This is a genomic window from Domibacillus mangrovi (genome assembly GCF_001906925.1).
Taxonomy (GTDB): Bacteria; Bacillota; Bacilli; order Bacillales; family Domibacillaceae; genus Domibacillus; species Domibacillus mangrovi.
The window spans coordinates 265,011-279,143 of sequence record NZ_MRWQ01000001.1 but is presented as its reverse complement, the minus strand read 5'-3'; the positions used below and the strand labels follow the sequence as shown (position 1 = coordinate 279,143).

Genomic DNA, 14,133 nt, shown 5'->3' with positions numbered 1-14,133 from the left:
GTCCGCGATTGTTGGACTGGATTTTTTTATGAAACTTTTTAACAATCGGTGCGTATGAATAACGTATAGAATCGTCATGAAAATATTATAAAGACATTTTGTATTGTTCTGTTTGATTTTTTGTAAAAAAAGTATTAAGATTGTGGAAGATAATTTACAAAGGTTGAGAGTTTATTTCAACCCCAGAACGATGTTACAGATGTAACGAGGAGGCTGGAAAAATGAAAAGAACAATTCGCAGCAACATATCGCTTATTGCTGTGGCCGTTTTGTTCTTATGGATGAAAACATATCTCGTCTATAAAACAAGCTTTAACATTGATATCGAAAATACGTTACAAGAGTTTATTTTGCTGATTAATCCGATTAGCTTTATTATGTTGGTCATGGGAGTCGGTTTTTTATTTAAAAGTGATAAAGTACGAAATCGTTATTTGCTCACAATGAGTTTTTTATTAAGCTTTTTGCTTTATGCAAATGTCGTGTTTTACCGCTTTTTTAATGATTTCATTACAATGCCATTGTTATTCCAAACAAGTAACTTTGCCGATCTTGGCAACAGTGTAACAGAAGAATTCAGTCTAACTGACATCTTATATTTTGCAGATGTCATTATTTTATTCCTTCTGTTGAAATTTAAGCCGTCCTTTATGCAATTTCACCCAATGTCAAAAATGAATCGCCGTGCTTACTTTTTATCAGCTTTTGCGATTATGTTTTTAAATCTTGGTCTTGCTGAAATTGAACGTCCACAATTATTGACAAGAACATTTGACCGCGAAATGCTCGTCAAAAATATTGGTACATTTAACTACCATATTTATGATGTCTTTTTACAGTCAAAATCATCTGCACAGCGTGCGCTCGCTAACAGCAGTGAAATGACAGAAGTAGATAACTTTGCGGACGCTAAATATGCGGCGCCGAATGATGAATTGTTCGGTGTAGCAAAGGGCAAAAACTTAATTATGGTATCAGTAGAATCGACACAGGCATTTGTCTTGAATAATAAAGTGAATGGTCAGGAAATTACACCATTTTTAAATGATTTTGCGGAAGAAAGTTTAAATTATACAAACTTTTATCATCAGACCGGACAGGGAAAAACGTCTGATGCTGAATTTTTAACAGAGAACTCTCTTTATCCGCTCAGTCGCGGAGCTGTGTTCTTTACTCACTCAGGCAATGAATTCAATTCAATGGCTGAAAAACTGGCGGAGAACGGCTATTATGCGAATGCGATGCATGCGAATAATAAAAGTTTCTGGAACCGTGACATTATGTACGATTCAATCGGGTATGAGCGTTTCTATGATGAGGAAGACTATGAAATAACAGAAGATAACAGTGTCAACTGGGGAATGAAAGATATTCCGTTCTTTGAACAATCTGTCGGTTTAATGAAAGAGATGCCGAAGCCGTTTTATTCGAAAATGATTACTCTCACAAACCATCATCCGTTCTATTATGACGAAGAAGACAAAATGATTGATGAGTACAATTCAAATAGCGGTACACTGAATCGTTATTTTGTAACGGTCCGCTATACAGATGAATCATTGAAACGTTTTGTTGAAGAATTGAAAGAATCTGGACTATATGAGAATTCTGTCATTGTGCTGTATGGGGATCATTATGGTATTTCTGAGAATCATAATGAAGCAATGTCGCAATACTTAGGTAAAGAAGTAACGCCGTTTGTATCGGCACAGCTTCAAAAAGTGCCATTTATGATTCACATTCCAGGTGTTGATGGACGGGAAATTTCAACGGTCGGTGGGCAGATTGATATAAGGCCAACATTGCTGCATTTATTTGGAATTGATACAAAAGGAGATATTCAATTCGGTCAGGACTTGAATTCAGAAGATCATGAAAGCTTTGCTGCATTCCGTGATGGCCGTTTTATAACAGAAGATTATGTTTATGCAGATAGCAAGTGCTGGGATAAAGCAACTGAACAACCGACAGATAGCAGTTACTGTGAGCCCTATATCGAAAAAGCGGCAACAGAATTGAATTATTCCGACCGTATTATTTATGGAGATCTGCTTCGTTTCTACGATCCGGATTCTGCGAAAAAAGAGCATTAAAAAACTGCCTTCCGAGGCAGTTTTTTAATATGAAAAAAGCACCCGTTACAAACGGGTGCCTGTTTTTTAGTGAGCTGCTGGATAACCTTGGTTAATAATGGTCATGATTGTAAACCAGCCGATGACGCCGGCAGTGCCGAGCCCAAATAAAATACCAAGCGGGTTTTTGTTTTTCAAGGCGCTGATTGTGCCGAATACAGCAAGAATCGCCACTAAAGCGAAAATAATCGTTAAACCGTTCATTTTATTAAACCCCTTTCTGATTAGATCAATAAAAGAAAAAACTATGTAATAGCAGTATACACAACATTATTGTATAGTGTTTTAATCCTTTTGTCGAGAGTGGAAACGCATTGTTCTTTTATCAGACAAGATTTCCTGTTACGATACAATAGTACGAAAAAGGAGAGGTGGAGATTATATGGATTGGACACAATTACCGCTTGGTCCGCTTGCAACGAATTGTTATGTGCTTTCTCATAAAACAGAATGCATTATTTTTGATCCAGGTTCCGAGGGCGAAGCGTTGGCAGAGTGGCTGGATGGAAATGCTTTAAAACCGCTTGCTATACTGCTAACACATGCTCATTTTGATCATATTGGGGCCGTTGAACATATTAGACAAACGTTTAACAGTCCTGTTTACATTCATAAATCAGAAGAACAGTGGCTTGGAAATCCGGAATTAAATGGTTCAAGCCGGTTTGGGATGGGTGCGATTTCAGCACCACCAGCAGATTTTATTCTAGAAAAGGAAGAAGAACTCATAATCGGTCCATTTCAATTTAAGTTATTTCATACACCGGGTCATTCACCCGGCAGCATTTCTTATTATTTTGAAGAAGGAGGCTCCTTATTTGCTGGAGACACATTATTTATGGGCAGCATCGGACGGACAGACCTTCCTGGAGGCAATCACCAGGATTTGCTCGACAGCATTCATAACAGGCTGTTGTCATTGCCAGAAGAAACGATTGTGCTGCCCGGACATGGACCTGCTACGTCCATTGCCAATGAAATGGACAGCAATCCATTTTTAAATGGTTTTTAAAAAAGTAAAAATATCGGATTACTGATAATCAAAAGCCATTATTTTTAATTCGATATTCGTGATTGTGTCTTTTTTTCGTAATACGTGAAAAGTATGACTTTTATCATTTTCTACCATAAGATTGTTGTTTATAATAAATAAAAAACGACAATGGGGTGGCATATTGGATACAATCTTGAAAGTAACAGGTACATTGGCCGATGCAACTAGATATTCGATTTATGAATATATATTAAAAGAACACGATAAAGTAACTGTACAGGATGTAGCAAATGAATTCGGCATTCATCCAAATGTTGCACGTCTTCATTTGACAAAATTAGAAGATGTTCAATTGATTTGTTCTCATTTAAACAAAACTGGAAAAGGCGGCCGGCCAGGTAAAGTGTATAGACCAGCTGAAGAAGCGGTGCAGCTGTCATTTCCACATCGTGATTATCAGCTTCTTGCTAATATTTTAGTGGAAACGGTGCAAATGTTTGGTGAAGATGGATTAAAAATGGCCGAGGTAGCGGCCGTTAAAGCAGGTCGTCGTGCAGTGGAGTCTAGGGCTAAGAACTATGTATCTTCTTTAACAGAGGATGAGAAATTATCTATGCTGCAGTCACTAGCTACCCGAATTGGTTATGTGTTAGAAGCGGAGCCTAAAGAAGATGGATGGCATGTTCAATTTATTATATATAACTGCCCGTTCAAAGGAATGCTTCATGATGAAGCTGAGATTACGTGCAAAATACATACCGCTTTTTTAAAAGGAACATTAGAAGCGCTATTTGATGATGTAGAATTGCACCAAAAAACAACGATGTTAGAAGGGTGTCAAGATTGTACGTATCACGCAATCGTCACAAACTGACCGAAAGAAACATTTACAAATCTGTCACTGTTCCTTTATAATATGATATTGATGGAGTGTATGACAAAGGAGGGATACTTAATGGATCGCATGTTTCGCATGATGGCATTCTGGACCGGGATCTTCTCATTGATGTTTTATCTCGGACACATGGATAAAACTGCATTGCTTTTCCTCGGTCAAACTGGATTTTTCTTGTTATTAGGTTATTTACGTCTCACTGAACGCATGTACATTTACGTCTTTTTCGCATATTTGACCGTTTCTTTTGCAGGCTTTACATACTGGTCAACGTTCATGATGTAATTCAAAAACGCGGTAAAAAATGAATCCCGCTAAAGCCTTTAAAGCATTTTGCTTTAAAGGCTTTTTTGTTAAGATTTTGTAAACTTTAAAATATCTGATGAAACTGTCCGGAAATTGTAGTATGGTGTAAAAAAGAAAGAAGGTGACGGTTTGCACGTCGAACAAAAAATTAAACATGTCTTAATGACTGCGGTTCAAATGCAGGCAACTGATATTCATTTAATGCCAAAAGTAAACGGCTACATAATGAAAATTCGAGCAGGTGGTACACTGACGGGTACCGATTCATTTTCCATCCATGAAGGTGAACGACTGATATCGTATTTAAAGTTTATGGCATCGATGGATATCGGCGAAAAGCGAAAGCCGCAGAGTGGAGCATTTAAACAGATCATTAATGGCATCTCAACTTCTCTACGCATTTCAACACTACCAGCCATTCCTCAAAAAGAAAGCCTTGTTATCCGCCTCCTGCCTCAAGAACACGTACCATCTCTTTCTGATTTAACTCTTTTTCCAGATACAGCAAAAAAATTAACATCATTACTAAACCATTCAACTGGCCTCGTTTTACTCAGTGGTCCAACGGGAAGCGGTAAATCGACCACGCTTTACTCCATGATTCAGCATAGTGCTGCAATGTTAAATAAACATGTTATTACTCTCGAAGATCCTGTCGAAAAACAACACGATTCCTTATTGCAAATACAAGTAAATGAAAAAGCGGGAATTACGTATGCTACTGGGTTAAAAGCGATTTTACGACATGACCCGGATGTGATTATGGTTGGAGAAATACGTGATGAAGAAACGGCTCGAGTTGCTGTTAGAAGCGCTCTTACCGGTCATTTAGTCATGTCAACTATTCATGCACGTGATGCAGCAGGTGTCATTGGCCGTCTCCTTGAATTTGGTGTCACGCATCATGAAATCAGCCAAACAATCGTGGGGATTACTGCACAAAGACTCGTGCGTATCAGCTGCCCTAAATGTGGTGCTCAATGTGAGCCTGATTGTGTTCATTTTACACGTCAAGCTATCGTATGTGAACTTTTATCTGGACGCATGCTTACATCTGTTTTAAAGGAGGTGAGGGCTGGAGACCATCGTGTGGTATACAAGCGGTTGAAGGATGAAATTGGAAAGGGGATTGCCTATGGATATCTCTCCGAGGAAGAGTGGGCTCGCTGGATTTATGAAGAAGCGGAAGACAGCGAAAAGTGGCGCTGAGTTTATTTTTCGGCTTGGTGAAATGCTTGAAAAAGGGTTTACGATTAGAGAGTCAATTGATTTTTTAATGTTAAACATACCAGGAATCGACGGGAAACAAACAAAACACATCCGGCAAATGTTGCAAGCCGGAACACCTCTTCATGAAATTCTACCTATTCTTCATGTGCCATCGCTTATTTGCCTTCAAGTGTATTTCGCTGAAAAACATGGAAATGTACAGGGCGTACTTCTTCATGCAGGAAAACAATGGAAAAAAACGGAACAATCAAAAGAAAATTTGATGAAATTACTTCAGTACCCTATTTTTCTATTATGTTTATTAGTAATGCTTCTGGCAGTACTAAATACATTTGTCCTTCCACAATTTCATGATTTACATGCATCAATGGGATACAAGCCTGAAGGTATGATTTTATTACTGCTCTTTTTTCTAGAATGGGTACCTTCGATCATGCTCATTTTACTTCCATGTGCCATTGGTTTTTCGATCTTTTTATATGCTCGTTACCGCTTGTTATCGCCTAAAAAGAAAGCAGATATGCTCATCCGTATTCCGTACGTCCGTACGTTTTTTCAACTATATTTCACACGTCTGTTTGCTCGCGAAGCCTCTCAATTGTTAAACAGCGGATTTGCTGTGAATGAAATGCTTCATGTATTTGAGCGCCAGACAATATATCCGATGCTCACCGCCGTTTCAGAGGTCATTGATAAACGCTTAATGAACGGTGCATCACTTCAAGAAGCGATTAAACAGATTACATGGTTTGATAAAAAGTTATCGGCTTTGACAGGTCATGGCGGGGCAAATGGACGTCTTGGCGAAGAGCTGCTTATGTATGCGGAGTTTTGTGATGAACTGGTTGAAGAAAAAATAAAAAGGTTGACCAGTTTTATCCAACCAGCTGTTTTTTTGTTTATTGGAGCAGTTGTCATGACCGTTTACTTATCTATTATGCTGCCGATGTTTGAAATGATGACCTCAGTATAAAAGGAGGAATAAAAGATGAAAAAGTGGGTACAAAACGAAAAAGCTTTTACGCTAATCGAAATGATGATTGTTTTACTTGTTATTACCGTCTTATTGTTCATTGCGATTCCGAACGTGGCGAAACAAAGCCAAAACATCAATGCAAAAGGCTGTGATGCTTTTGCGCATATGGTACAAGGACAAGTACAAGCGTATCGGATTGACAATAAGAATTTTCCTGATTCTATTGAAACGATGGTAACAGATGGATACTTGAGGAAAGATGAAACGAAATGTCCAGGCGGCGAGGATCTTACAATTGATGCGGAAGGCGAAGTTTTGGTAAGTGAATCATAAAGAAGGCGGCTTTACACTGTTGGAAATAATGCTTGTGTTAACAGTATTTATAGCATGTTTTGGAGCGGTGCTCATTCCGATTTTGAATGTAACGAATGAAATGAATGAACAGCAATTTTTTAACAAGCTGGAGCGCGATTTATTTGAAGCACAGTCGTACGCAATTTTGAATAATGTGCACGTTATGGTCAATTTTTATGAATCAGGACAGCATAAATATACTATTTCCACGTATGAATATCCCCGTTACATAATAGTCGAGCGGGATATTCCCGCGTACTTCATTCCTGTAAAGGGAAGTATGATGGATATTATGTTTCAAAAAACGGGGATGACGAACCGGTTTGGCACTGTTTATTTTAAATCAGAAGAGAAGCGAATAAAACTAATTTTTTTAATTGGAAGGGGACGTTTTTATTTTCTGGAAGAGTGAAGAAGGATTTACACTGGCTGAAAGTCTTCTAGCACTGACCGCGTTATTCGTTGCAGCTACTTTTATTTTGCCATTATGCATGAAAATTGAAGCTGAAACGTCAAAGAGGTGGGAGCGTCAGGAAGGAATGAGAAAATTATATGAAGAAGCAGAATCGAGGTTGTACGGACCCGCTTCATTCACATATGAAATGGACACGCCTAATTATACAGGCCAGATTTATTGGGAAATGGAGAATGGAAAAAATCAGGCATGTGTATCAACTGCTGATAAAACGGTTTGTGTATCAGAATGATAGAGGGTATACCCTTGCTGAAGCTCTTATTGCGCTGACAGTGTTCATGACATGTGCTGCATCATTTCCGTTAATGTATGATGCAACGTATCGTATTCTAGATGCAAGTAAATCTGAAAAAAATACAGAATGGGAAATTTTTATTATACAGCTGCGCAATGAACTGCAAAAATCCAGTAATTGGAACGTGATGGATGGGAAACTCAATTATGAATTGGAAGGGTCCACCACATCGATCAGCCAGTATGAGGATAAACTGCGGAGACAAATAAATGGGCAAGGACATGAAGTGATGCTACAAAATGTGAAAAAAGCAGCTTTTGCACTTAAAGGAGGGAAATTGTATATTCATGTTACCTTTCAAGATGGAGAAGAAGAAGGAACATCGCTTTATCCATTCAATCAAACGTCTTCGTAAAAATGAGTTGGGGATGATTTATCCCCACGTCCTAATACTGCTTTTTTTGATGAGTGCTGCTGCTGTAACGGCAACAGATGCAGCAGTGACAAAAATGAAAACGGCCGATCAGCTAACGGAATATTATGAAATGCGGCTAGTTGAACTGATGGCCATTAGAGCCATACTAAAAAATCCGGACACTGCTTCCTTTACAATGAAAACAAATAAAGGAATAACGGATGTACAGCTATTAGATCCATCAGAAATAGAACGGATTATTCGCATTACGACAACGAGAGGGCATCGCCAGTTTTATGCTACATTTCTTTATGATAAAGAGAACCATCGACTTACAAAACGGATTGAGCATCAGTAAATGACTGACAGCGGCCGGCAGATAAATAGAGAAGCCCACCGTTCCAGACAGATAGTCGAATAACCGGCTCGAAACGGCGAATAATGGCTTCTTTTTCACGTGTATATTCATCACTGTTATCTGAATTATTTTTATAAAAAGAACGAAGCAATGAAATTTCCTTTTCCTGTTTATTTTTTGCTTCTTTTGCCCATTCGTGGTTTTCCTGATTGAGTTCGTTCATTATCATTTTCTGAATTCGCTTCAGTCCGCTTATGGGAGTAATGAACGGCGATAACACGTAATGAAAGGAAGGAATCGTTTGAGCAAAAGGAACATCGCTTATTTTGGTTAAAAAGTCACGTTGGATTTTTCCACTGATTAAATGAAGAGCGAGCGATTCGATTCTCTCTTTTTTTCCGTTTGCTTCATATGAAATTAAAAAATGGACGAACAGCCATGGTTCCAGTTGAAGAGGCTTTACGGATGAACACTCTTCGTAAAGACGGATAAATAGCGACTGTTGTCCGGCATAGTGAAGCAACTGATGAAACCTTGGCGAACCGAAGCTGATGTATTCTTCGTGGGCACGCAGAGGCTGACCGGTGTCTTTTACATAAAAAGAAACAGTCATGGGTGTTCCTTTTTCGTTCAGCTGATCTTTATAGTGCCAGTAAAAAGGACGATTCATGATTGCCCGGTCCACCTGTTCGGATAACTCTACAGTAATCGATTCATCGTTTTGATGGGTAATATGACAATTACAGGCCGTGAAAAATTGTTTGAGAAAAGTCATCATATATAATTCACTCCAATGCAGCAGTAAGATTATGCACTTTAATTTCCCATTCACGAATGCTTTTTGAATGATGAAAGGCATCGTGCAAATGCTCTTCCACCCAATTTTCTTCCAGAATATCATCCAACTTGCCAATTGCTGACTGGAATAAATGGATTTTTTCATGCAACAGTGTAAGCATACGGTCTTCAACAGTTTGCTCATAAGCGAGATGATAAATGTGTACGTCCTGAGCTTGTCCAAGGCGATGAATGCGTCCGATCCGTTGTTCTAATTTCATCGGATTCCAAGGCAGGTCAAAGTTAATGAGCTGACGGCAAAATTGTAAATTAAGTCCCTCACTGCCTGATTCTGTCGCAATGAAAACTTGAGCAGGCCCTTTAAAGAGTTCAACCATCCAGTCTTTTTTCCCTTTTTTGAAGTTACCTTGAAAGGAAACGGCTAATAATCCATTTTCCTTAAAGTAGTGTTCGAGATAGCGCTGTGTTGCCCGGTACTGTGTAAAGACAATGGTTTTTTCCGGGTGTTTTCTCATAATAGCTAATGTTTTTTCCGCTTTTGAATTTATGTTGATCTGTTCGGCTAGAAGGGCGATCTTTTTATATTTTTGTCCATTTAGTTTTTGAATCGTGCTTAGTGCAGCGTATTTGCTGCTGCATGCTTCCCGTTGTAATGTGAGCAGAGTCATCGCATTTGGTACATCTTCTTTTAAGTGGGCGAGTGAATCGTAAAATGCTTTTTCTTCTTTTGATGGAGTGATCCGGATCGTTTCGACACACCGTTTTACGGGTTGCTGATCCATATCATCCCGTTTGTTTCGAATCATGACCTTTTGTAGCAGCTCTTTAAAAACATCCTGATCGTGAATGGATCGCTTTCCTCTTTTAAATCGGTTATTGAAAGATTCGTTATTACCAAAATGACCTGGTTTTAATAGTGAAACGAGATGAAAGAGTTCATCAACGTTATTTTGTACAGGTGTCGCTGTTAAAAGCAGGCAATATGTTTTTGTCAAACGGCGGACAAATTGATAATTTAAAGTAGCGGGATTTTTTAGACGGTGTGCTTCGTCAATAATCACCATGTCGAACATCGTATTTGCAATGGAATCCGCATATTTTGGTTGTTTGGCCGAATCAATGGAGGCAATTTGGACGCCATTCCACGACCAGTTCGGTTTCTTTTTTTGTACGAGTGCATAAATTTTACACTTATCACGTAGTTCTTTTGCCCATTGATTGACGAGAGAGGCGGGTGTCAAAATAAGGGTGCGAGATACAAGGCCCCGCAGCATGTATTCTTTTAAAATAAGCCCCGCTTCAATTGTTTTTCCAAGTCCGACTTCATCTGCTAAAATAGCGGTTCCATTCATTTCTTCCATGACTGTCCGCGCTGCTTCTATTTGGTGTGGCATAAATTGAATAGAAGGGAGAAAGTCAGGTGTGAGCAGTCCATGAAAATCAGTTGGAATAACGAGCTTTTTCGTTTTGGCTGCTAATGTAAAAAGCGGCCAGTTACTAACGATGGGAGCAGAATGGAGCCAGGCGGGTAGTTGCTTTTCCCATGAGTCATCAATTAAAATGGGCGGTTTCAATGCAAAAATACCTCCTTTTTAATCTAGTTGCTGATCGTTAGAAATGATGATACGATGAAAGAGAAATATGAGATCAGTATGCCCGAATGAATAAATAGTATGAATACATAATGAAACAAAAAGTGTGCTACTTTTATGTAAAAATGGGTAAGAAGGGGGTTTTTGTATGAAAAGAGCAGTCCTATTATTCTTTGTTATATCGTTAGGTTTTATGTTATTGGCACGTTATCAGGCGGAGGATCCCGAACCGGTCGAAGAAAAACCGATTGTGGAAGATAAAAAGCCTGATTCAGAAGAACCAAATCGGTTGTTTGTAATAGAAAAAACAGATTCATTTGAGCTTGAGTTTGGGACAGATTGGAAGGTATCACCAAACGGTAATAAAGAAGCGGCTATTGAAGGGCGCGGTCCGGGTAGTATAGAAGAAGGGAATGGTGTACTCGTTGTAAAAGAGGCAGAAACAACGACACTATTTTCATGGCCAGCAGATGAAGGACAAGAGACCATTAAATATGTGGAGTGGAAAGATGACACTCATGTATATGTCATTGTTGGTTTGTCACAGGGCACGGTGACCAAAGGTGGCAGTTTGTATGAATTGAATGTGGAAACAGGTGATACGAAAGAGGTGGTCATATTAGATGACCCGAAAGAAGAAGTCGTTTTAGTAAACGTTGAGAAAGGAACATATACGCTTCATACATATAAAGATGACAATTTTATGAACGGAAGTACTGAAGAGATTCCGTTGCCATAATAAAAAAGGAGCAGATTCTGCTCCTTTTTTATTTCATTTTAATTTTGCCTGTCCATTTCTTAAATCCACCTTGGAGATGATAAATATCCCGGTACCCTTTTCGATACAGCATCTGCGCAGCACGTCCGCTGCGAAGTCCACTCTGGCAATACAAATAAACAGGTTTGTCGGGACGAATTTCTTTCATACGCTGTTTTATTTGCGTAACGGGAATATTGCGTGCGCCGAGAATGTGTCCGCCATTATATTCATTCGGTTCGCGCACATCAATCAGCTGCGCTTTCCGGTATCCTTGCACAAATTCTTCTTGGCTGAGCGGTTTTACCGCACGTTTTTGGGAGAAATACATAAAGAGAGCGTACAAGATAATCGCTCCGAGCACTGCGGCAATAGAATAAAGCAACGTCGTGTTCCCCTTTCAAATAAACTGCTCCTTTCATTATATCTATATGCTCATCAGATGAAAAGAAAATTCTCTTTTAAAAAAGCAGTGTTCACAGCTTTGAATTTTACCTTTGATTTGTTAGACTATACAAGGGAATTAACTATGAAAAGAAGGCGTTAATGATGAAGAAAGAAAGATGGGCATTTCTTGACACAGGCAATCATGGCCCTGCGTATAATATGGCGGTAGATGAAGCACTTCTTGATTGGCACAGTAAAGGCAAGATTCCACCAGTTGTGCGATTTTACGGATGGGAGCCGGCAGCACTGTCGATCGGTTACTTTCAAAAAGCGGAAAAAGAAGTGAACTTTGATGCGCTTAAGGAGCAGAGTATTGGCTTTGTACGCCGTCCAACCGGTGGAAGGGGCGTTTTGCATGAGCATGAACTAACTTATAGCGTCATCGTTAGTGAAGAGCATCCTAAAATGCCTGCAGGTGTTATAGAAGCATATAGAGTCATTTCAGAAGGTGTGCTGCAAGGATTTCGGGCTCTCGGTCTAGATGCTGAATTTGCCGTGCCGAGAACGGAAGAAGAGAAAGCAAGTTTGAAAAATCCGCGCTCCAGCGTCTGTTTTGATGCACCGAGCTGGTATGAGCTTGTCGTAGAAGGCCGAAAAGTAGCTGGTAGTGCACAGACAAGGCAGCAAGGTGTAATTTTGCAACATGGATCGATTTTGCTTGAAATTGATGAGGAAAAGCTATTTAGCTTATTTTACTATTCAAGCGACCGGGTGAAAGAACGGATGAAACGTACATTTAAAGATAAAGCTGTTGCGATTAATGCGCTTTGTTCAAACCATGTGACGTTGAATGAAGCGCGTATTGCATTTAAACAGGGATTTGAAAAAGGGCTTAATATTGAACTAGAACCGCTTGTTTTAACCGATGAGCAAGTATATCAAATTGAAACGATTCAAAGAGAACGCTATGAAAATCATGAATGGAATTTCCGGAGATAAAAGTTTATGGGCTGCTGCCTGTTTTGTATCTTCGGAAAATATTTTTATGCGTTTAAATTACAGGGGTTAAGCCTTTTTACCACTTTTTTAAGCAAAAAGGCGGCTTGACAAAAATATGATTCTCACTCAATATGTAGGATATGTATGAAAAGGCAAACACAATATATTGTGTTTGTTTTCGTTTTTTCTACTGAAATATGGGTATATGATTTAATGAAACAGAATAATAAAGGAGTTGTTTGCATGCCTGCTACGTCCACAACGCACATGTCGCTAAACGTCGACAGATTAAACAAGGACATCAGCATTTTTCCACAGGTACATCCTGTTACATCGGATATGAAGATTACACACAAAGGTGTTTCCCGTCTCGTCATGATCGACCGTTATTCATTTAAGGATACGGAAAAGATCACTCTGTCTGAAGGCGATTTCGTCGTGTTGACGATTAAAGAAGATCCAAAGTTTCCAGCGCGTGGAACAGGTTTTGTTACAGCGATCGACCGTGAAACAAAAAAAGTGTCTGTCTTAATTGATGAAGAATACAGAAACGCGATTGATGATCAACACGAAGCATCAACTGGAATTGTACAACGTGGATTTGACGTCATTGAAAAGCCGCTTGAAGTGTTTTACGAACAAATTGCCAAGCGTAATGCTGCTGGTCTTTCATCCGTTGAAAAAACAGAAGAAAAACGAAAAGAATGGTTCGATAAATTTTATCATGAACTTGTGAATTTAAACTTTATTCCGGCAGGACGTGTATTGTACGGAGCGGGAGCAGATACGGACGTAACGTATTTTAACTGCTACGTGATGCCTTTTGTTGCTGACTCACGAGAAGGCATTTCAGAGCATCGCAAACAAGTGATGGAAATCATGAGCCGCGGCGGCGGTGTCGGCACGAATGGTTCTACACTCCGTCCGCGTAACACACTAGCTAAAGGCGTAAACGGCAAATCATCCGGCTCTGTTTCATGGCTTGATGATATTGCGAAACTGACACACCTTGTTGAGCAGGGTGGGTCAAGACGTGGTAAATCAATTTAAGTGCCTCGTCTTTAAATAAACCTCGTGAATTGCTGGAAACTCTTTGCATGACTTGTTGGCTACAACGCAACTGGAAACGGTCAACGTGAATGCTTGAAAACAACAAGTGGATAAAGACAATCAGCAGCCAAGCTCCTTAAAGGGAGAAGGTTCAACGACCAGCGAAAGCACACTGAATAA

The 14,133-nt window shown here is 39.3% G+C and carries 17 protein-coding genes and 1 pseudogene; 14 read left to right on the top strand and 4 right to left on the bottom strand.

The window, feature by feature from the left end:
• Positions 1-221: 221 nt before the first annotated feature.
• A complete protein-coding gene (locus BLL40_RS01395; RefSeq protein ID WP_073710116.1) occupies positions 222-2,093 on the top strand; it encodes an LTA synthase family protein in 1,872 nt (623 codons plus the stop codon).
• A gap of 66 nt (positions 2,094-2,159) precedes the next feature.
• Here the strand turns inward: BLL40_RS01395 and BLL40_RS01390 are convergent, their stop codons facing one another.
• Positions 2,160-2,336 carry a DUF2759 domain-containing protein gene (locus tag BLL40_RS01390; protein ID WP_073710115.1) on the bottom strand — a complete coding sequence of 59 codons (177 nt, stop codon included), beginning with the start codon at positions 2,334-2,336 and terminating at the stop codon, positions 2,160-2,162.
• A gap of 178 nt (positions 2,337-2,514) precedes the next feature.
• On the opposite strand from BLL40_RS01390, the gene BLL40_RS01385 reads away from it, so the two are divergent.
• The 10 genes from BLL40_RS01385 to BLL40_RS01340 all read left to right on the top strand — a co-directional run bounded on the left by BLL40_RS01385 (position 2,515) and on the right by BLL40_RS01340 (position 8,370).
• A complete protein-coding gene (locus BLL40_RS01385) occupies positions 2,515-3,144 on the top strand; it encodes an MBL fold metallo-hydrolase (protein WP_073710114.1) in 630 nt (209 codons plus the stop codon).
• 163 nt (positions 3,145-3,307) lie between these two features.
• A complete protein-coding gene (locus BLL40_RS01380) occupies positions 3,308-4,000 on the top strand; it encodes a helix-turn-helix transcriptional regulator (RefSeq protein ID WP_073710113.1) in 693 nt (230 codons plus the stop codon).
• An 81-nt stretch (positions 4,001-4,081) separates the two neighbouring features.
• Entirely contained in the window at positions 4,082-4,306 is a 225-nt protein-coding gene (locus BLL40_RS01375) for a DUF2626 domain-containing protein (protein ID WP_018393919.1), read from the top strand.
• 150 nt (positions 4,307-4,456) lie between these two features.
• Positions 4,457-5,536 carry a competence type IV pilus ATPase ComGA gene (gene comGA, locus BLL40_RS01370; RefSeq protein WP_073710112.1) on the top strand — a complete coding sequence of 360 codons (1,080 nt, stop codon included), beginning with the start codon at positions 4,457-4,459 and terminating at the stop codon, positions 5,534-5,536.
• Positions 5,502-6,530 (top strand): competence type IV pilus assembly protein ComGB, encoded by a 1,029-nt coding sequence (comGB, locus tag BLL40_RS01365; protein WP_073710111.1) that lies wholly within the window; start codon positions 5,502-5,504, stop codon positions 6,528-6,530. The genes comGA and comGB overlap by 35 nt, the downstream gene beginning before the upstream one ends.
• 15 nt (positions 6,531-6,545) lie before the next feature.
• On the top strand, positions 6,546-6,866 hold the full coding sequence (gene comGC, locus BLL40_RS01360; protein ID WP_073710110.1) for a competence type IV pilus major pilin ComGC: 321 nt from the start codon (positions 6,546-6,548) through the stop codon (positions 6,864-6,866).
• Positions 6,856-7,299 (top strand): competence type IV pilus minor pilin ComGD, encoded by a 444-nt coding sequence (gene comGD, locus BLL40_RS01355; protein WP_073710109.1) that lies wholly within the window; start codon positions 6,856-6,858, stop codon positions 7,297-7,299. Before comGC ends, comGD begins: the two co-directional genes overlap by 11 nt.
• Positions 7,300-7,426: 127 nt before the next feature.
• Positions 7,427-7,594: a hypothetical protein gene (locus BLL40_RS17285; RefSeq protein WP_159434172.1), complete on the top strand. Its 168-nt coding sequence runs from the start codon at positions 7,427-7,429 to the stop codon at positions 7,592-7,594.
• Positions 7,536-8,012 (top strand): competence type IV pilus minor pilin ComGF, encoded by a 477-nt coding sequence (gene comGF / locus BLL40_RS01345; RefSeq protein ID WP_159434171.1) that lies wholly within the window; start codon positions 7,536-7,538, stop codon positions 8,010-8,012. The genes BLL40_RS17285 and comGF overlap by 59 nt, the downstream gene beginning before the upstream one ends.
• Positions 7,945-8,370, top strand: a complete 426-nt coding sequence (locus BLL40_RS01340; protein ID WP_143180072.1) for a hypothetical protein — start codon at positions 7,945-7,947, stop codon at positions 8,368-8,370. The genes comGF and BLL40_RS01340 overlap by 68 nt, the downstream gene beginning before the upstream one ends.
• Here BLL40_RS01340 and BLL40_RS01335 read toward each other — a convergent pair.
• Together BLL40_RS01335 and BLL40_RS01330 are read right to left on the bottom strand one after the other, a co-directional pair.
• Entirely contained in the window at positions 8,345-9,148 is an 804-nt protein-coding gene (locus tag BLL40_RS01335; protein ID WP_073710105.1) for a YqhG family protein, read from the bottom strand. The genes BLL40_RS01340 and BLL40_RS01335 overlap by 26 nt on opposite strands.
• 7 nt (positions 9,149-9,155) lie before the next feature.
• The gene (locus BLL40_RS01330) at positions 9,156-10,742 is read right to left on the bottom strand and encodes a DEAD/DEAH box helicase (protein ID WP_073710104.1); all 1,587 of its coding nucleotides are present in this window, start codon (positions 10,740-10,742) and stop codon (positions 9,156-9,158) included.
• A gap of 166 nt (positions 10,743-10,908) precedes the next feature.
• On the opposite strand from BLL40_RS01330, the gene BLL40_RS01325 reads away from it, so the two are divergent.
• Complete coding sequence (locus tag BLL40_RS01325; protein ID WP_073710103.1) at positions 10,909-11,499, top strand: DUF4652 domain-containing protein; 591 nt, start codon at positions 10,909-10,911, stop codon at positions 11,497-11,499.
• A gap of 28 nt (positions 11,500-11,527) precedes the next feature.
• On the opposite strand, the gene BLL40_RS01320 is transcribed toward BLL40_RS01325, so the two are convergent.
• Positions 11,528-11,848 (bottom strand): rhodanese-like domain-containing protein, encoded by a 321-nt coding sequence (locus BLL40_RS01320; protein ID WP_073710375.1) that lies wholly within the window; start codon positions 11,846-11,848, stop codon positions 11,528-11,530.
• A gap of 218 nt (positions 11,849-12,066) precedes the next feature.
• Between BLL40_RS01320 and BLL40_RS01315 the strand changes: the two genes are divergently transcribed.
• Complete coding sequence (locus BLL40_RS01315; RefSeq protein ID WP_073710102.1) at positions 12,067-12,903, top strand: lipoate--protein ligase family protein; 837 nt, start codon at positions 12,067-12,069, stop codon at positions 12,901-12,903.
• Between the two features lie 243 nt (positions 12,904-13,146).
• Positions 13,147-13,941 (top strand): annotated as a pseudogene (locus BLL40_RS01310) (ribonucleotide reductase N-terminal alpha domain-containing protein); the annotation flags it as partial.
• Between the last annotated feature and the right edge of the window lie 192 nt (positions 13,942-14,133).